Annotated in this window: 10 protein-coding genes and 2 pseudogenes; 7 read left to right on the top strand and 5 right to left on the bottom strand. The window is 30.5% G+C overall.

Annotated elements, in window-relative coordinates:
• The first annotated feature begins 50 nt into the window (after positions 1–50).
• Complete coding sequence (locus tag H526_RS31365) at positions 51–629, top strand: hypothetical protein (protein ID WP_155839800.1); 579 nt, start codon at positions 51–53, stop codon at positions 627–629.
• A 356-nt stretch (positions 630–985) separates the two neighbouring features.
• Here the strand turns inward: H526_RS31365 and H526_RS0127800 are convergent, their stop codons facing one another.
• The gene (locus H526_RS0127800; protein WP_027395927.1) at positions 986–1,867 is read right to left on the bottom strand and encodes an AraC family transcriptional regulator; all 882 of its coding nucleotides are present in this window, start codon (positions 1,865–1,867) and stop codon (positions 986–988) included.
• Between the two features lie 146 nt (positions 1,868–2,013).
• Here H526_RS0127800 and H526_RS0127795 point away from each other — a divergent pair, with 146 nt between their 5' ends.
• Both H526_RS0127795 and H526_RS0127790 read left to right on the top strand, forming a co-directional pair.
• On the top strand, positions 2,014–3,477 hold the full coding sequence (locus H526_RS0127795; protein ID WP_027395926.1) for a T9SS type A sorting domain-containing protein: 1,464 nt from the start codon (positions 2,014–2,016) through the stop codon (positions 3,475–3,477).
• A 215-nt stretch (positions 3,478–3,692) separates the two neighbouring features.
• Entirely contained in the window at positions 3,693–4,871 is a 1,179-nt protein-coding gene (locus H526_RS0127790; RefSeq protein WP_027395925.1) for an AGE family epimerase/isomerase, read from the top strand.
• Positions 4,872–5,114: 243 nt separating this feature from the next.
• Here the strand turns inward: H526_RS0127790 and H526_RS30410 are convergent.
• Positions 5,115–5,849 (bottom strand): annotated as a pseudogene (locus H526_RS30410) (IS982 family transposase); the annotation flags it as partial.
• A 690-nt stretch (positions 5,850–6,539) separates the two neighbouring features.
• Here H526_RS30410 and tnpA point away from each other — a divergent pair.
• Positions 6,540–6,990 (top strand): annotated as a pseudogene (tnpA, locus tag H526_RS31590) (IS200/IS605 family transposase).
• Positions 6,991–7,496: 506 nt separating this feature from the next.
• Positions 7,497–8,819, top strand: a complete 1,323-nt coding sequence (locus H526_RS0127780) for a right-handed parallel beta-helix repeat-containing protein (RefSeq protein ID WP_027395924.1) — start codon at positions 7,497–7,499, stop codon at positions 8,817–8,819.
• 500 nt (positions 8,820–9,319) lie between these two features.
• Here H526_RS0127780 and H526_RS0127770 read toward each other — a convergent pair whose 3' ends face one another.
• From H526_RS0127770 to H526_RS0127760, 3 genes are all read right to left on the bottom strand, one after another.
• On the bottom strand, positions 9,320–10,423 hold the full coding sequence (locus tag H526_RS0127770) for a hypothetical protein (protein WP_027395923.1): 1,104 nt from the start codon (positions 10,421–10,423) through the stop codon (positions 9,320–9,322).
• 475 nt (positions 10,424–10,898) lie between these two features.
• Positions 10,899–14,351 (bottom strand): Ig-like domain-containing protein, encoded by a 3,453-nt coding sequence (locus H526_RS30405; protein WP_051336400.1) that lies wholly within the window; start codon positions 14,349–14,351, stop codon positions 10,899–10,901.
• A gap of 327 nt (positions 14,352–14,678) precedes the next feature.
• Positions 14,679–15,341 (bottom strand): hypothetical protein, encoded by a 663-nt coding sequence (locus H526_RS0127760; RefSeq protein ID WP_027395922.1) that lies wholly within the window; start codon positions 15,339–15,341, stop codon positions 14,679–14,681.
• A 1,011-nt stretch (positions 15,342–16,352) separates the two neighbouring features.
• On the opposite strand from H526_RS0127760, the gene H526_RS0127755 reads away from it, so the two are divergent.
• Together H526_RS0127755 and H526_RS0127750 are read left to right on the top strand one after the other, a co-directional pair.
• On the top strand, positions 16,353–18,029 hold the full coding sequence (locus H526_RS0127755; protein ID WP_081415726.1) for a tetratricopeptide repeat protein: 1,677 nt from the start codon (positions 16,353–16,355) through the stop codon (positions 18,027–18,029).
• A gap of 1,490 nt (positions 18,030–19,519) precedes the next feature.
• Complete coding sequence (locus H526_RS0127750) at positions 19,520–20,215, top strand: hypothetical protein (RefSeq protein WP_155839799.1); 696 nt, start codon at positions 19,520–19,522, stop codon at positions 20,213–20,215.
• Positions 20,216–20,235: the final 20 nt, after the last annotated feature.

Below are 20,235 nucleotides of genomic sequence, written 5' to 3'. Positions count from 1 at the left end.
AGTAAATGTTTGAAGTTTGAAAACGTGTTCCTTTAAAATGCTCCATGGGCTTGCCCCGAAGAAATTTATTAAAGAAGCTTAACGACTTTGAAAAATGGCTTCGTAATTCTCACAAAATCGTCTTTACTGTTGATTATTATCGCAGGGTGGCAACCATTGAAAAAATACTCGAACAGCAAAAATCTTACTTTAAAACAGGGATATCTCCTAAAAATAGAATTGTTAGTATTGTTAAGGATTATATCAGACCCATTATAAGGGTAAAGCAAGTAAAACCTGTAGAATTTGGAGCTGAAGTAAATAAACTACAGATTGGTGGCATCAATTTTATAGAACATTTAAGCTTTAACGCTTTTAACGAAGGTACACGGCTACAAAGCACCGTGCATAAGACACAATCACTTACCAAAACCAAGCTTAAGATATTAGGAGCAGTTGCTATTTATGCCACTAATAAAAATAGAAATTTTGTTACTAAACATTACATTCAAACAGATTTTAAACGCAAAGAAAAACTTCCAAAAAATTATAAAGAAGAAAAACAACTAAAAGCTATAATTACCAAAGAAAGAGCGACTCGTTTAGAAGGTAGTTTTTGTAAAGAAAAATTACCACCTCAAAAAGATTAACTCTAAAACAAAGGCTACAGAAAAGCTCTGGATCTTCTACGGTATACATACAACAAATGCACTAGAAATAGGCTGACGAATACAAAACAATCAAGCATAAATAGTAGCCTAAATTCAAAGAAACACAAAAAAAAAATACTAGGGATAACTATGTCTTGTTTACTCTGAAAACATCAAATCTTCGGCTAAACAGCCAAAAAACAGAAAATCCAAAATCTGAATTTATCAAATCTTGGATTTTTTGTAAATAGAACTTCTCGATAAACCTATTTTCTGAATACGCTTTGGTAAACTGTTTTAGTAAAGCAGTAAAACGTTCTCCTAAGTAATTTTGAAAATTTCACACATTAATAAAATTATAATACACGTTTAATACCTTCGAAATTATGTTTATATTCCGTTGGTGTTAATCCTTTGGTCGATTTAAACACCCGGTTAAAATTAGATACGTTATTAAATCCACAATTGTAAGCAATTTCTGCAATCGACTCGTCTTTTTCTATAAGCCATTGTGAAGCAAAGCCTATTCTAATATCATTTAAATACTCAATAAATGTTTTACCTGTTCTTTTTTTGATAAACCTACTGAATGATACCTCTGTCATATTTACAAGAGTTGCTAAATCTTTTACTTTAAGCTTTTTGCTAAAGTTTTCTTGGAGATACTCATATATTATTTTTATGTTATCACTATTGTGAAAATCTTTTTTAATCGATGAATAGGCAGATAGCTTAGTTTGGCCTTCCGAAATTGATAATAGATGTAAAATTGAAATAAATTTCAAAAAATAATCTAATCCTTTAAGTTTAGAAAGTTTATTAATTTTTGGATATATTTTCTTTGCAGTGGATTTGGTAAATAAAATTCCACAGGAGGATTGAATAAGCATTTCCTTTATTGGTTTCATAATGGCCCTACTCAGCAATTTATTATCGAATAGATCATTATGAAATTGTAAAGTGATTTCATGAATTTTTGATTCAGTACAATTATTAAGCATCCAACCATGAAATAAATTTGGACCAACAAGTACAAGTTCGTAATTGTCAATTTCTGCGATATGATCACCTACCACTCTTTGAATTCCTTTTCCATTAAAAATAAAGTTAAGTTCATATTCTGGATGGAAATGTATGGGAAAAGTAAAATCGCTTTTTGTTCTATCAAAGATCAAAAAACAATCTTTAGAAGTTAATGGAGTAATTTCTCTATGGACGTTTTGAGTTAAAGATTTCATTAGTAGAAAAAGGGTTATAATTTGATAAAATACTGTTAAGAATTATTGGTATTAAAAATTAATTTTGATCGACCCTAGATTTAGATAAGTAGGTTTAGGTTTTATAATCCCTAAATTAAAAAAAAAATCTAAATAATTTAAAAAAAATGAAAACTAAAAACACAAGATTTCTGTCGTTACTATTACTAACATTTTCCTGCATTTTATCTGCTCAAAACCTAGGAAAAAGAGAATGGCACAATCACGAGAATTACAAACAAGAAATAATTGAAAATATTAAAGCTTCTCCTTCTTTAATTAATAAAAAACTATCTTTTGGCTCACTAAAAAGGTCTGAAAAGGAATTAGGTAAGAGAAATAGTTTTCCGAACTTTGAAATAGTTAATGGAGTAAATATTGCCTGGGTAAATTACGGAAGAGATATTGGACTAGAACAAAACGGGACTAAATACCATCCGAATTTGGAACAATTCGGAAATATTATGGATAAAGTAGCGGAAAGTGGAGGCAATGTTATTCGATGGTGGTTTCATACTAACGGTTCAACCAGCCCTGTTTTTGATGATAATGACTCGTTTGTGGCGGATAATCCAGATTTCTTTGCAACAGATTTAAAGTCTATTTTGGACCTAGCTGTCGAGAAAAATGTGCAGATCCAAATATGCTTATGGTCCTTTGATATGTTAAAAGGAGGACAGTGGAATGTTAATTCCGCTAGGAATAAGAATATCCTTGTTTCAGAAGCCCATTTACAAGCCTACTTGGATAAATGTCTAATACCTTTGGTAAGTGAAGTTGGTAATCATCCTGGACTATATGCTTGGGAAGTTTTTAATGAGCCAGAAGGGATGACAACGGAGTATGCAAGTCATTGGCCAGATTTTACAGATAAAGTTTCAATTGTGGATATACAATGGTCTGTAAATAAAATAGCTGGAGCGATTAGAAATGCACAACCTGATGTTAAAATTACAAATGGAGCTTTAGGTTTTACTTCTATGGTAGATAATGATAGTAATGGATATTATAATAATTATACAGACGAAAGATTAATCGAAAAGGGAGGTGAACTCAATGGATATTTAGATTTTTATAATATCCATTTTTATAATTGGGCTGGTACTGAAGGCTCTCCATTTCATCAAAATTTTTCAGATCAGAATTTGAATAAACCTACTGTTGTTGCAGAGTATTATCCACAGGATACCTTTGGGGTAAATGCATCTGATTTAGGTATTGAGTTAATAAATAGGGGGTGGCACGGTTCATTGGTATGGTCTTGGACTGATAGAGGATGGGGACCTATGCAGCCCGTTGTACAAAATCTCTCAGATCATATGTTATTGTCAGTTGATGATTTAGATGATTTGGATAAGTTAATTATTTACCCAAATCCAGTAAAAAATAAATTAATTCTATCTAATTTGCCTTCTAATCTTAGGCGAATTAGAATTTACGATATGTTAGGTAGTGAGGTGATTAATAATTCTTTAGAGGTGTCTGTTAATAGAATTAGGTTAGATTTTTCAATGTTCCAAAGTGGGGTATATTTGGTTTGCTTAGAAACAGAAAGCAGCAGAAGTATTAATACAAGAATAGTAAAATATTAAATAATAATAGTTTCATCGTCAAGAAGAATCAGTTTAGAATTTATAATTATTTGTTTTTTTGTTTAGCTTATGTTATTGGTTTTGAATTAGATGATAAATTTTTTGTTAATTAGTTTTTGCCCTCTTTTTTTGCCAAAGGTGTCGAGTCCTCTTGTTTACAAGAGGGTTCTCCACTTTATTAAGTTTAAGAATAGTATTTAAAAACATAGGAATTAATGGATAAAAAGAAATATTTAAAAAAATCTTTGGAAAATGAATTAGAGAATATTTTACATTATTGGAAAACTAATGCAGTAGACTATGATAATGGTGGATTTATAGGTCATATTGATTATCCTAACTTAAAAAGAACAGAAAATAACAAAGGAATAATATTGAATGCAAGAATTTTATGGACATTTTCTGCGGCTTCAAATTTTTATAAAGATCGTAGGTATATAGATTTATGTAGAAGGAGTTATAATTATCTTGTAAATTTTTTTAGAGATATTAAGAATGGTGGTGTTTTTTGGGAGTTAGATTACAAAGGGAACGTTGTTAATAGGAGAAAGCAGGTTTATGCACAATCTTTTGTGATCTATGCTTTGTCGGAATATTATGTCTTGACACAGAATGAATTTGCCAAAAACTGGGCGATAGAAATTTTTGATTTTATAGAAAGCAAAGCATACGATAGTGTGAATGAAGGATATCTAGAAGCCTTTAATGACGATTGGAGTGTCGTAAAGGATATGCGCTTAAGTGAGAAGGATGTTAATGAGCCTAAAACAATGAACACTCATTTACATCTCTTAGAAGCATATACTATATTATATAAAATATATAACAGCCCAAAGCTTAAAAAAGCATTAAAAGCATTAATCGACTTGTTTCTAAATAAATTTCTGTCAGAAACAGGTCACTTACATCTTTTTTTTAACGAAAAGTGGGATTTAAAAAGTTCTATTTATTCCTATGGACACGATATAGAAACCGCTTGGCTATTAATGGAAGCAGCTAATGTAATAGGTGATTCTAGTTTAAGGGACAAGGTAAATCAGAGGGCACAACATATAGCCGATATTTTTATTGATGAGGCTATAGATTCTGATGGAGGAGTGGCGAATGAAATTAATTGGAAAACTGGTGAAATAGATCATGATAGGCATTGGTGGCAGCAGGCTGAGGCAATTGTTGGGCTTTATAAAATGTATCAATTAACTAGTGATGAAAAATATATTAATGCAGCTTTATCTATTTGGGAATTTATTAAAAATAATATAATAGATCATAAGAATGGAGAGTGGTTTTGGTTGGTTGATAAAGATGGTAATTTTAATGATAAAAATGAAAAAGTAGGGATGTGGAAGTGTCCATATCACAATAGTAGAGTTTGTATTCAGGTCAATCTATAATTTCTTTGTTAATTTGACTGTATAGTAAATCATTTTTATGGAACTTTTCGTTTCGGGTCTATTACATTATTGAAATATAGTTTTAAAAACGTTTTTTTAATATAATAGGATTAAATGTTGAAGTAAATTTCCAGTTTGATTAAAGAGATTATTCTTTGAGAAATTTTTATCCCTAGATCTTATCCCAATTGAAAATACCTAATATGCTGCCTAATAAAGCTATTACTTAGATCGAACTCACGTTATAATAGCTCTTTTTCTAAGGATTACCTTATCCATAAAGTCCATAGCTTTCTTCTTCATATTTTTACGCACCTTTGTTATAAGATGTATTCCATCTACGAATAATCTATCGAATAAATCTTTACCAATATAGCCTTTGTCACCAAAAATCTTTCCGAATATCTTATCGTGAAATTTCTTTTGTTTAAGTGGAAACCTATCATCTACATTGGCTGGAGTAAACATGAAATCAACTATTTCACCTTTATCATTGCAAACTAGATGAAGTTTAAACCCAAAGTACCATCCCATTGTTCCGTAACTTTTTTTGGCAATATCCTTAAAGACTTGATGTTGTTTTTCTCTTTTGTAATGACATACTTTTAAAGGTGTTGAATCAATAAAAGAAATGCCTGTACAATCACCTAAACAGTTTAACTTCATAAAAACAGCCAAGGGTTGGGTTACCTTTTTTTGGAGCTCTACAAATCGATTATAAGAAACACAATCGGGGAACATATCAGTCATATATTTACATACGTGATTTAAGTAAAAATGTTTAAGATTTCTATAAGACTTTAAGTGAAATATGATCAGTATGGTCATAACTTCACTATCGTTCATTTTAAACTTTCTATTGCGTTTTTTTATAGTCGAACCATCAGAAATACTATTTTTAGATATAATAGCGTCATATTCTTTAGAAAAATCATCTAATTTACAGAAAATTTCAATAGTTTTAAGTTCAGAAATCATAAGCAGAATGTTTTTAATTCATTAAAATTCAACACTTTAATTTACTAAATATTCTGCTTTTTCTTTGGTTTAATTCTGAGTTTTTTACGTCGAACTCACGTATTAAAAAGAAAATATAAGTGAAAGAATTGTGGATTTATGAAGTGAAACTGTACTAAAAAAGGTTTGCATTCACAGTGGAATCTTCTTTAAGGTAGAGCTTTATAATCGTTACATAGGCTTAATTACAACCGCTTTATCAGATCCCATTTTAATTAAAAGGAAAAATTTACTTTTTTCGAGTAGATCTATCTTTTCAATTTCTGAGTAGTAAATAATTTTATCTTTTGATAAAAAATATTGACGTTAAGCAATTATTTAGAAAAGCTGCAGTATAACGTATAAATAACATCTCTCACAGTCACTCGAAAATTGAATATATTGAGCAGGGAAGTTTTTTTTTAAAAAAAAACTAATCTCAGGATTAAAAGTTTATACTTTTTTCGCTACAAACCATATGTAAGTATTGACAATTCGAAAAGAATTGAATAACTATAATGTAGAACTAATTTTGTATTAATTATAAGCTAATCCTTTTTGTGACAATGGACTGGTTTTTCCAAGATATTTTTATTCTATGAGGGTTTAAAATCCGAGGCTTTTCTGGCGCGAAAAAAAATAGTAATCTTGAGAGTGAGCTCAAGTTCCTAGATACACAAAAGTCATAACGTTTCTTTGTTGCTATATCATTTGGTTGGCTCTACAAAATATCGTCGTTTCGTTTTAAGTCTAAAGATTGATCGAATTTTGAAGCGAACTCCTCTAGCTATATATAACATAGGTATGAGATTAATTTTTTAGAAATAGGATCATACAAGCATCACATTCATTTTTTTACTTCAAAGTTTCTCAACCCAAGGTCCAACTAAAATAACTAGGACAATTAAAATTATAACAGCCAAAGTGATTTTTTCTCAAGCTCTCTCAAGCTCCTGAAGTTAAAAGAGCTCTTTGGGGCGGTTCATTTTGGGGCAGTCGTTTTTATATAAATACAGTTGGTCTGCATCGTAATGAAAAAATAATAGCTCAATATGTCAAAAATCAAGGAAAAGAAAATGAATATGAAATCTTACTTGGAAATGATCAATTGAATTTATTCTAATGTAATGTCTCAGGGCTTGCCCTGAGGATTATTTACTAGTAGGTTTCTGAATATTCTTAATTTATAATTTCTTTTATTACTTGCTGTAATGACATTTGCTGAGACTAAACTTTCATTTAGTTGGTTAGTCTATTTTTTATGAATCGTAATTAGCTCTCATGTTATCATTCTATTTTGTACTATGGATTCTACAGCCTCCACTTTTATTTTAAAAACCTGAAATTTTAGAGCTAAACAGTCTATTAAAATATTAAAGTTTTTAGTTTTCTATTAGGGTTCACTTTTGCTTATAAAATGTAATCTTGATCCCCAATTAACATCTTTAGGGGGAGCATATTTTAAAATTAATACGGTAAAAACGTAATGAATTGATAGTGTAAGTCTTGAGTCTTTAAAAGTAGGTTAAATTAAACTGTAGACTAACATTTTACTAACCTTAGACGGTCATTAAATTTTCTTTCAATTGATAATTTTGTAGGAATTATTAATCAACTAAAAATTAAATTATGAGAAATTTTAGAATTTTACTTTTAATCATTACATCAGTTCTTATAGTCAATTGTGAGAAAGAAGATGACAGTTTTATTAATGACCCTTTTATAGAGAAGTCACATTCAGTATCAGAAGGTAGGTTGATCACAATTGATACTACAAAGAGAATTTATATCTCTCTTCCGGAAGCAGTCAATCAAGCCAGAGCGGGTGACACGGTCTACATACCAAAGGGGATTTTTTTTACTTCTGATGCTGTGATTCTTCCATCGGATAAGCCAGGAATTGTAATTAAAGGAGCTGGAATGAACAAAACAGTGATTAAGTTGGATAAGAATATAAATGGTGGTGGTGTGGTGATTACAGGTTCTGATAATACAACTTTTCAAGATTTTGAAGTTAATGCTAATAATATCAGAGCAAATAGGATTGCGGCAGTTACAACAAATGGGAAGAGTGGTGTGAAAGCACTTAGAATGCGTTTTAAAAATGCAATGTTTGGTTTTGGGACACCTAACAATGGAATCTATGTAAGCCCAATTACAAATAATTCGCAAGGCACAGGATTGACGATCGAAGGATTAATTGTAAGAGATAGTGAATTTAATAATTGCACCTTAGGAATTGCTTTTAATAGATTTTATGGAAGACAGCCAATTATAAAAATGACTGGAATAGAAATCACAAACAATGTTTTTGTAGGCGATATGGAGGTAGGTATAACTATGGATGCAGGTAACGATGGTTCTGATGGAGCTGAAAATCGTAGAAATCATCCTAGTGCTGAAGTAGCTAAAAATGTGGTTACCAATCTACAAGGTATAACGATCAGTAAGAATATTTTTGATAAAGCGACGAAATATAATGTAGCGCTAGCCAAGGTGAAAAATGTGATAATAAAAAAAAATGTTATGTTTGGTACAACAGGAGGGGCTTACACAGAAAATATTAATATAGAGCATGAAGCTTCAAACGTTCATCTTCTCAATAACATATTGATTAATGACGGAGAGAAAAGTAGCCATATTTCGATTATTAGTTTCAGAGATCATACTTTTCTTGGAAAAGTACCATTGTTTGAAAATGGTTGCCAAGATATCTACGTAAGAAATAATACTTTAATAGGGCCAGTTAGATCCTCTATTGCTGGAGAACAAGCTACCAATATATTTATTACTGAGAATGATTTTCTCAGTACTGAGGCTTCTAGCGGGAAATATATTAATTTTTGGAAACCTCAAAATTCTTTAGAAAAAGGTAATATAAATATAGTGCAATGGGGCAATACAGAAGGCAACGATCTGATACCAGATTCAAGTGTACAGATTATTGAGTAAAGTATGAGTATCAGATTAGTAATCCATATGGGTTCTGCAGAAAACTGTATGATAAAGCTATTGGATGTAAAAAATTGAATAATATTCATTTGGATTATGAGATTCACACTAATTTTTTTGTTTTATTAGTTCCAGTAACTTGTATGTCTGCTTAAAATGAAGCATCTTATACTAAAATGCAGGTTGAAAATAAATTAAATTTATTGATAGATTCTGATGACTTAGACGATAAGATGCTTCTAAATTTATATAGAAGATCTCTGGTTTTAAATAGTAGATCATTTCAAATACCACTAACTAAGGAGCTTTCTGAATTTTTTTTTTCGATTCCAGAATGTCGTTTTAATCTTTAAAAGAAGATCTAATATGGAGTGCTATATCTATAATGTTTACTAGTTTGGGAAAGCGGAAGTGACAGTAAGAATAATCACAGCAAAACCGTTTTATCAAAATCATATAAAACTAACACTAAGTTTATAATTCAATTATACTATGATTTTTTATAGTGGAATCTTAATTCCTGAGATAAAATAATCTGGATTATCAGTTCCAAAAGCCATAAATATATATAAGGAGTTGTTTTTAATTACAGGTGATGCAAATGCTCCTAAATGGTCCCAAGCCCAGTCATAGACAGGGTATTTATTATATAAATTCATTGGATTAACTAATAGAGGACTTCGTGGGTCGTGTTTCCAAGTACCATTCTGTAAAGTCATTAAACCGTATTGCCGATTAATCGATGTTAGGTAATCAGAAGATCTTTCTTCTCCAGCAATTAATATATAAAGCTCGTTATTAAATTTGATATAAGTAGCATCATCTGATTTCCCTCTGAGATACCCTGTACTATTACTACCTTTCTGAATCATAACTGAAGAAATTATCGATCCGCCTGTATCTAACACATCAAATAAATCAGACGTAACAATTTCGTGAACCTCTCTTTCAATTTGATTAGAAAATCTTCTATGTAACAATATTCTATAGGTGTCATTAAATTTTGTGATAGCTAAAGGGAAACTATTCTGATCAGGACCATTCCATCCTGAGATCATTATTTGTGAAGGTTGTTTGATAATATTCAAGTTCTCATCGATAATCATATAGGCAGATGTATAATTTCCGTTAGGCTGCTGAACACCTAATAGAACCAAAAATTTTCCATCTTCTAATGGTAGCGGGTTATCAGTAGAGAAAACATTGCCACTAGTTTTTGCGAAAGGAATCGTTTCTGTACTTAATAATTTATTATTTTGAAATGTCCAATCTTCTAAATTTCTACTAGTAGCATAATAAATACTTTTTTTCTCGTGTGCGCCAAAAACAACAGGAGTTAATAATACATAAGAATGATCTTCTTTTTTTAGAATTCCACCAGGTTGTATATAATTAAAATTACCTTCTATTACCGAAGAAGGATAAGGTTCAAATAATGGGCGGTTATTAATGATGCTATAATTTATAAATGGATTAAAGAACTCTATAGTAGCACCAATTGTAAAATTAGGGTTTCCTGAATAAGTATTTCCTAAAGAGATCCAACGACTATTACTATCAACATCATTAATCTCTACTACGGTCGAGGCTTGGCTACCTTGCACTATAAACCAACTCTCATCATTACTTCCTTGTATAAGTAACTGATCTATTTTTTTATAATTTGTTTTGATTCTATTATTGTTCTGATCGTATTGGATGATTTTTATAGGGTTATTTCTTTTAATATTGTTACAATGATCAGAGATTAAAGCATTAGCAAAAACTTGATTTAAACTATTTTCTATAAAATTTTCTTCCGCACAGTTTATTGTTTCTTCATTCGGATTTTCAATAATAACTTCAATTTCTTCCGAATCATCATTATTACATGAAAAAACTATAAAAAGGAAAAAAAGGGAGGACTCTATTCATAAGTAAAATAAGACTTATTAGAATATAAGTTTGATAACTGTAAGTTATATATCAGGTTATTTATTAAAAAGAAGTTAGTATTGCAGCCAACTTCTTTTTAATAACACTCAATAAGAACCATTGAGAGCAAACCTATATTAGTTATAACGTAAAATATTGTATTTTTTATTTTATTATTAAATTGAAAGATTTTTTAGATTCAGACACTCCTTCTTCTAGTATTATTAGGTAGGTTCCTGTAGGTAAGTTATTGATAGGTATTTTATCATTTGACTGTATTTTTTTAATTCGTAACTTTTGTCCTACTTGGTTATAAATAGTGGCAATAACTATTTTATCCTTTAATCCGTTGAAAGAAATATGATCTTTACTCGGGTTGGGATACATTACAACATTTGCGAGTTCATTTGTAAGGTCATTTGTAGATAAAGTAGAATTAACTATTTTTAAGGGTTGTACAGAAATATTTGGAGAATCCCCATTGCTTGAACTAAATGAAGCAAATAAAAAGTAAAATTCACCATTTTGTAATTCGGCAGATGGTACTATTGGGTCACTATCAGTAGGAAGGTCTTCTAAATTAATGTTTAGAGAAACTTGCGATGATCCTGATTCGGTATCTAATACAGTATCGTCAATTACAATATCGAAATCACGAATTAGATCAAATGTAGACGTTAGGTGACGCAAAAAGTATCTAATCCCACCATTATTTCCGGCAATTACAGTATTTCCTGTTCCAGCGTGATAATTTACTAATACATCTATAACTCCCCCAATTTCATATTCTGTATTGATGTAAATCTCTCTATTGTCTAATTGTAAGCTAGGAGCTACTAAATCAATAATATTTACTGTAACTTCATCTTTAATGATTTGATTGTTGACTAGTTTTGCGGAAATAGTTGCTGTGCCAGGTCCTTCAGCAGTTATTGTTCCATTTTGATTCACAGTTGCTATTGTAGTATCACTACTTGACCAAACTACAGATTTATCATCAGCATCCTCGGGAAGTACGGTCGCAATTACCGTAGCATTATTACCTTCTATTAAATCAATACTTTCGGTATTTAAAGTTATCGATTCAGCGTCTATCGGAAAAAACGGAACCACGCTAATAGCTGCGGTAGCTGTGATAGATGTATTTGCTGTGCTAATAACAGTAATAGTAGTGTTTTGGCCCTCTAGAATTCCGGAAAGTATACCGTTTTGATCTATGGTGGCGATAGATGTGTCAGCGGAGTTCCAAGTGACATTACGATTAGCGAAGTCGGGTTCAAAATCTAAATTTAATTGAATAGTTGTGCCTACACGCACTTCAATAGGATTAGGTACAATTGTTATACCTGTAGGATCTAATAAATTGGTGTCAAAAATTTGATTTGCATCCTCATTATTAAACTCAGCGATTTCTCCATTTCGCCAACGTACGGTTATATTACTAATTAAATCTTCAGTACCTAAACCAAAATGAATCATGTTAAGTAAACTCTGTGAATAGACAGAACCAGATGATTCGACTCTTCTAAAATGAGACATTCCACTAGCTGTAGTAAGCGTAACTTCGGCAGAGATTGGATCAACATTGTTGATGGGGGAATATCCAATCTTTACTATAGCATAATTACCATTATCATTTTTTTGATTTTCAAACAAATGCCAAGTACCTCCTTGATCATCTCCGTTTAAAATATCTACATCTCCATCGAGATCATAATCAAAAGCTTGTCCCATATCACCATGAGCTTGAGTTTCTCTAACTGTTGCATTGTGATTTGTGGTAATTTCGAAATTTCCTTGACCATTATTTAGTAAAATGTAATCAGAAATTCGATTTCTTAAATATCCATATCTATGAATAAATATGTCTTGAAAGCCATCATTATTGAGATCGCCAGCAGTGGCACCCCAATGATTTCCCCCTTTTGGAATATTCCATTGATCAGAAACATCAACAAAACTAATCGTTCCTGCGCTAGTATCTAGATCATTTCTGAGTAGGATATCATCTACATTTCTATTTTGTGCAGGAGGAGTAGCAGAAACATAATTACTAACATTGTCTACAGTAAAACCTATATTAAAAGAAATATCTCCATTTCTTACAGTTCTTAACCTCCATTGACCATTTCCTAAATATCCTATATAGAGCCCGTTAGTGGTGGTGGTGGAGGGAAATCCATCTGCAGTAGTTTCGGTTACTTGTATGTCAGGTATCGTCAGCGGATCGTTACCGATATTTAGATTTCCTATTGCTACGGTCATAGAACTTCCTAAGAAAACTGGAAAGTTATCTGGAAATTGATTTCTTCTAGCAAACTCTAAATTAGAAATGTCTAATTCGCTTGTTTCTGCTTCAAAATCTATAGTTAATACTCCTTCACTTCCAGTTGTTCTTCCGTCTAAAACTTTTCGAATTGGGTCATAATCTATAGAAGTATTGTTAGATAATTCAAAAACTTCTTTACCTCTCGTAAGGTATAAATCTAAATCGCCATCATTATCTATATCCAAATTTAAGGCACTGAGGTTAAACTTACCTGCAAATGCTGTGCCTTCTAACCAGTTGTTAGTAACGTTTTCGAATGTGAAATTTCCATTACCTTTCCAAATAGCTAAAGGGTCAATGAAAACTACGTCATCTATGCTATCTTTATTTAAATCGGTAATCAATACTCTTGAACCTTTTTCATTTTCTAATCCTGAAATATTTACTTGATTAAATGTTCCGTCTCCATTATTGGAATAGAAAATATGTTGCGCTCCTGAACCTCCGTTTATTCCCGGAGCATTAAATAATGCGAGGTCCAGATCTCCATCTAGATCGAAGTCAACCCATTTAGGAGAACGTCCTCTTGCTCCAGATGTAATTCCAACATCAGCATCACTTCTAATAAGATTTCCATTTTCGTTTTTATAGAATAACGGTGGTTTTGGATTGGTTCCGTTCCCTCCACCTAAAGCAATTATGACATCAAGATCTCCATCATTATCAAAATCTCCAGCAGCAGAACCATGAAGGTCCATCAACGCAAACTGAGAAAGTTCAGTTTCATTTGTAACATTTCCACTAGCATTGCCAAAATATAACTTACTAGGAGATTCTCTATCATTATGGTTATTAAGAACCATGTCATAATTTCCATCATTATTAAAATCCGCTATAGATGGACCTCCATACTTATCACCCGGTTCTACAATTAAACCTACGGAATTACTAACATTTTTATAATCAGGGATGATTACATTATCGAAATCAGTAATTGATAATGAATTAATTGTAACACTTTCATTATTAGCGTAGAATTGCAATTCTACATCTCCTAACGAAAGAAAATTGGTTATAAAATTAAGAGATTGTATTCTATTCGAGGGGATGTCTATATTATCAATCAAACGTTGACCTGCTGCCTCCAAGGTTAAATTAGCATAATTACCAGATATACTAACTTCCATTGAAACTCTTTTTAGTAAGTTTCCAGTTACTGTATAATTTAATAAACTCGGAGATTCTGGCGAAACAATAATTGGTGATGTTATCACTTGTCCAAAAGTTGCAAAGGAGAAACATATAAGATAAGAAAATATTAAAACTTTTATTCCTAATTGTTTATTCATGTTTTCATATATTTTTGTAAGATTAGAAAAACAATGATAGATTAATTAATTGTCTTTACTGGCAATCTACACTAGATAAAAAATAGACAATAGCAGTAAAACACTTATGGAGAAGGGCTTTTTTTGAGTTTATATCTGTTACCTCTTCTTAGTTGATTTTTAAAACTATCGATTAATAATAGCTTAAATAATTAATATGAAATTGAAAGATCTAAACCATTAATTTGAAAAACATCAGGTCAAAGAAACCTAAGTTCTTAAGGCTTCTTTGACTCTGGTGAAGTTTATAAGAGAGATGCGTAATACTTTACTCAATATTGCGAGGAATTACCTGCCACCGCCATCTACGTACCAAGAACTTATTTTGTCGTTCCAATTCCCTTTTCTTAAGTTTTTCCAAGTTCTTCTACAACCAAAAGGGTTCACCACAGCATTAGTAGACCTACCTCCTAAGTTATAATCTTCACTGCAATTAACAAAAGTCCATAATGGGCCTCCTGTGTTGCCTGTTGCTTTATCAATTTCATCAATTACAATAGAGGATATTTTATCGTTAAAAGACCTAGGGACATTAGCAGAATATTTACCTTTAGATTTGGAAATTCCGTGTTTTCTAACCTGAAACCATCTACCTCTAAAATTTTCGTTTTCATAAAATCTTATTTTAAAACCCCAAGTGTAGGGATTAAAATCATTTTTACAATTAGAGGAAGCTTTATCCTCTAGAATTCCATCGTATTCTAAAGCTTCATTTTCTGAATCGAAAACATGAATTATTTCGTCATTGTTAATGATTAAGTATGAATTCTCCAGTACATTAGGATGTCGTTCGTTCATTTGTTTCTCGGTTAACGTGATTCCTTTGTAGTGATATAGCTCGGATTTTTCATATCCAATTGCTGTATCGGTAAGATTGTCTTTATCGCAAGAATTGAACATGAATAGGAGAAAAAGTAATCCCAATAATTTGGTTAAATCAATAGTTTTCATTTTTGTTAAATTTTAAAATTAATTTTAATATTTAACAAATTTCGCATATAAAGTTTTTTGAAGTACAATAAAATAGGTTAGTTAAAGGTTAATGAAGTTCCTTAACACGTTAGTTTAATGTTAGTTTTTTAATTGTTGGTAGGGTTATTTCCCTTTTATCTGTTCTTTATTATGTAATAAAGTTTTTGAATTGAATAGGTTTATATAAAAGTGATTTACATTTTTTCAACATCCAAAAAATCGATTTTGGATGTTGGATTACAAAACTTAAGGTGTTAAAAATTAATTACTAGAGTGTAAAATGTTAGACAAGAATACAGTAGAAATGTGAATAACGCATACTTGTCAGAGATTAAAAGAGTTTTTCTTAAAAAGTTCTGTTGGGTGAGATTTTTATTGAGATACGTTATAAGTTTAAAACGACTATATAATGGGATAGACTACCAATAAAGCCACTTTTTAAGCAAACTCTGTTAACTTGGTATGCTGTTTATAATCATTCAGGAAATGGTGTTAACGGGTTTGTTAAAATACTGTTGGGTTCAAATTCTCAAATTCATTAGGATAGGGTTTAGACCTTTCTATTGTAGATTTGTACGGATGTAGTACACTTCCGATAATAGGTGTGCTGGTTTTTTGGTATCTTGGAATAAAAAGCGATCAACCATAACATGTTTTTATCTTGTTGGTAGATAGGGTTTTAGTGTTTGTTAGGCGTGAGCCAGTAGCAAGAAAGCATACGAATCTTCATAATATTGAAGTACAAATTCAAGTAGTTAAAGCAGCTCTATAGAAATGTGATATTCTTATTGATGTATGGATAGTTTTCGTTCATTATTTAATCGATATGACTTGATGATTGATGATTTGAGAGAATTTAATTATATCGTTTTTAGCTTAATTGTTATCAAGAAAAATAAGAAAAATAAATTTATGAAAGTTTAAATCGCTTTATTTTTACACAAAGCACCGACAAGAAATTACAATTAATTATAATTTAATACAATCCCCATGAAAATCCCCATCCTAACACTATTATTAATGAACTTAATGATTTCTTCATATGGACAAAATTCTATCAAGCATTACACGGCGCAACAAATAGAGGCTACATTTGATTCTATGGCTTTTACTAAAAATTTTGATAAACAGATTTTAGTTGATTTGTATAAAAAGTCAGAAAACGCCAGTAAATATAAAATGCAAACAAAAATTAGCTTTGAACTTTCTAAAATCTATATGAAGGAAGTTGTTTTGGATAGTGCATTATATTACACTAACATGGCTGAATATTTAACTAGTACATATGGTGTTAAAGAAAAAAAAGAAGAAGAGTTATTATTACAGAAAAGTCGTATTCTAATACGGACTGGATTATATACATTTGCATTAAAAAACTTACAAAAAGCATATGATTTAAGCTTATCAAAAGATGAGGTTGTACTTGCAAATGAAATTCTTATGGATATAGGTGTTTGTTATAGTTTTCTCAAGAAATATCGTCAAGCACGCGCTATGTTCTTATCTTACTTAAACAGTGATCTCAAGAAAAAAAGACTTATTAAAGTGTATAATATGATAGCTGTCACTTATACTGAGGAAAACAATTTGGATAGTGCTATATCATTTTATAAAAAAGCACTTGACATAGCAATAAAAGATAATAACATTGTAGAACAAGCAGGTTTACATCTCAATATAGCTATTATGTATATGCTAGGTAAACAATTTAATAAAGCTCTAGAGTACTGTGTAACTGCCGAGAACAAAATAGCTAATCATACCGGTGATTATTTCCAGATTCCTAATTTTATCAATTTAACTAAAGGACAATCATATCTTGGTTTAAAAGAATATACCAAAGCTGAATGTTACCTTCTTGATGCGTTTTCAGTTGTAGAAAATCAGCAGGTTAAAATAGAAATATGTGAAAACCTGGTAGAACTATATAGTAAAATAGAAGATTCTGAGAAGGTGATTTTATATTACGAAAAGTTGACCGGAGTATTAAAAAAAACCAAGGAAATTAGAATTAAAGAATTTATTACATTGATTGATCGCCAGCAAGAATTAATTGATCAAGAATATAGAAACCAGCAATTAAATTCAGATAATATTTTAATAAAGGCACAAAATCTAAAACAAAATATATTAATTATCTCTCTGACGCTAATCCTTATTATCAGTTTCATTAGTCTCTATTTTTCGTATAAATATATCCAAGGAAAAAAAATAATTGATTCACTAAGGGAAAAAGAAGAAAAATTACTCAAAGAACAAATTATTCTCAGAGAAAATGAAATTGGAGCAACTGCTATTGCTATATCAAAAAGGATAACGATATTGAATGAGGTAAAAAGGGATTTGCGTAATAATGAAGAGCTCAATAAAGTGGAAGATAAAATACAAGATCTTATTAACTCTGCAATAGATGTCAGGGCAATCACAGATCGTATTGAATCTCAATTTCCAGATTTTACATCCATATTAAAAACCAATTATTCGGAGTTGTCAATTTCTGAAATTCGCTACTGTTTACTTACAAAATTGAATATGAGTATAAAAGAGACAGCTAATATTCTTAATGTTTCTCCTAATACGGTAAAAGTGACTCGTAGTAAATTAAAAAAGAAAATGAATATTCCTTCCGAAATTCCTCTCAAAGACTATTTAGAACAAATTTTATAATTAGCGACTTCGTGGTAAATTAACGAGGTGTTTGCTGAGCAATAATTTTTGATTTCTAAACGAACTTAGGAGCATTGAAGCGTGATCTATATCATCCCTTTTGTATTTGCGTGGTTTTTGTTCCATTGTGGAATTATTTATTTAAAAAAACTATACAAATTAACTCGCTCAAAAAAAATACTTAAAGCGCTCCGTAGTAATAACCATAAACTATAGAGCTTTAGCTTCTTTTTTTAAGTTTAAAGGAATAAGTATTTGTCTCGAAATTCGAAAAGAGTTTTAATATTACTCAACTCAAGTCAGGAATATTATAGGGGGAACTTATTTGTCAGAGCCTGTATGATCTTTAGGTTATTGTGTGAAAGATACGTGTATTATCTCATTTCAATGGATTTATCTGAATGAAGTGAAATTAAGAGTGTGAACAAGGATTTTTCTTAGAGTTTGTTTTAATTCTAATTTTCTTTGTAGATACTCAAGAATGTTTTCTATAAAAATGAGAGAAATAATTAAAAATATCAATGGGGATTTAAGGTATTTTATAAATACAACTTAAATAAATATTAAGAAATAAAGGAAGGTATGATTGTAAAGAGAAGTTTGATGTTTTTGGAATAGTAAAAGAAGTAAATAAAGTCTCATAAAGTTAATCAGTAATCAAAAGAATGTTCTTTTTGGGATGTTATATTCATTAGTATTCAATTAACCAATGCCAATTATTACAGCGAATGACAGCTGAAATTTACTATAATTAATATTATTAAAAGTTTATAAATATGACAGTTTTTTTGTTTAAAGATCAAATCATATTTCCTAGCAGTTTAACGCAAATTTAAAAAAATTAATAAAGCACTGTAACCACGGATAATTTAATAAAGAATAAGGAAAAAGCGTTTTTTTTTTAGAAGTCATTGTTAGTCAATGAGATTAGATCGTCATAATTATTTTATAAGAAGCGATGAAAATCGAACTGCTTTTGCGGCCCCTGCAAATTAACTTACTTATTAATATTTTTTCAGGAACTTCTGAAAAGACTTTTTGATTGCAGATTCCTGTTGTGTTGATTTTCTGTTGACGGCCTTCAGTTGTTTAGAAATGAAATGGTTATCAGGAATTTAGGACTCTAAAATTTTATCAAAGTATAAGGGTTTATATGTGTTTTTGTTTTAGCCTAAGCTTATTTTCTAAGTAGAGGTAATGGAAAGCTTACTTTAAAAAGGGATAATCAACAATTTTGATCTAATATGGGAATCTAGATACTTGATGATGTTTTACATCTATTCATGCATATATATTGATAAAGGAGTTTTGATAATTTCTTTTTGTGCTAAAAACATATAAAACTTACTTCTGACTAACTTAGATTGATTATAGTAATACTTTAAATAAACCTTTTAATTAAGCAAGCTAACTTTTTACTAACCTCTAGTGTTTGATTTTTAACAGTAGAGGTTCTCATATTTGCAAATATATTAATAAAACTTAATAATATGAAACAAATTAGAATTTCGAGAGTACTGCTACTTTTATGTATGAGTGCTTTTATGTTTTCTTGTTCTAAAGAAGAAGTGATAGAGGATCACTCAGAGCAGGATAAAATCGAACAATTAGCTGATCGGTTATCAAAAGATCAGCGATTTATTAAGGCAAATACATCAAAACTAATTTTGGAGTTTTTGATCGAAGATGTTAAAAAGGGGTTATCGGACCCTAAAAAAGAGAATTATGATGATTCCTATCGCGAAGCAATTAGCAATAATGATTTAAAAACCATTAGTGAATTGTTAAATATTTCTGATTCGGCATTTAACAATTTAGCTCAGGATTATTTAAAATCCAGTGCGGCAATCATTGCAGATTTTCCTGAAATTGCTAAACTCAATGATGATGAATTAAAAAATATTGAGAAAAAAGCAGTGTCAAGAGAAGAAGCGGCAGACAGAATGAATGAGCAGTTTGCATTGGATATCAGATTATATAGGCCTGAAAGAGGTATTCAAAAAGTAAGCAATTGCACAGTTACTTTAATGATATGTGTGGCTGTTAGTATTTCAGGGGGTGGTATAATAGCTACAAGTTGCACAGGTATAGCACCTCCTTTACAACCATTATGTTTTGCGTCTGGAGCGGCAGCAGCAGGCGCTTCTACAGTTGAGTGTATAGATGATTTCATAGATTGTGTATAGATATCTAGAACGAAAATTAA

It is taken from the genome of Aquimarina latercula DSM 2041, from assembly GCF_000430645.1.
GTDB classification, from domain to species: domain Bacteria; phylum Bacteroidota; class Bacteroidia; order Flavobacteriales; family Flavobacteriaceae; genus Aquimarina; species Aquimarina latercula.
Note: the sequence above shows the minus strand (reverse complement) of the source record. Positions and strands in the feature narration are given on the sequence as shown.

What these genes read in the sequence shown, in the direction of transcription:
- H526_RS0127800 (WP_027395927.1), bottom strand. Translation starts at nt 1,867, where the DNA reads ATGAAATCTTTAACTCAAAACGTCCATAGAGAAATTACTCCATTAACT.
- H526_RS0127795 (WP_027395926.1), top strand. Translation starts at nt 2,014, where the DNA reads ATGAAAACTAAAAACACAAGATTTCTGTCGTTACTATTACTAACATTT.
- H526_RS0127790 (WP_027395925.1), top strand. Translation starts at nt 3,693, where the DNA reads ATGGATAAAAAGAAATATTTAAAAAAATCTTTGGAAAATGAATTAGAG.
- H526_RS0127780 (WP_027395924.1), top strand. Translation starts at nt 7,497, where the DNA reads ATGAGAAATTTTAGAATTTTACTTTTAATCATTACATCAGTTCTTATA.
- H526_RS30405 (WP_051336400.1), bottom strand. Translation starts at nt 14,351, where the DNA reads ATGAATAAACAATTAGGAATAAAAGTTTTAATATTTTCTTATCTTATA.
- H526_RS0127760 (WP_027395922.1), bottom strand. Translation starts at nt 15,341, where the DNA reads ATGAAAACTATTGATTTAACCAAATTATTGGGATTACTTTTTCTCCTA.
- H526_RS0127755 (WP_081415726.1), top strand. Translation starts at nt 16,353, where the DNA reads ATGAAAATCCCCATCCTAACACTATTATTAATGAACTTAATGATTTCT.
- H526_RS0127750 (WP_155839799.1), top strand. Translation starts at nt 19,520, where the DNA reads ATGAAACAAATTAGAATTTCGAGAGTACTGCTACTTTTATGTATGAGT.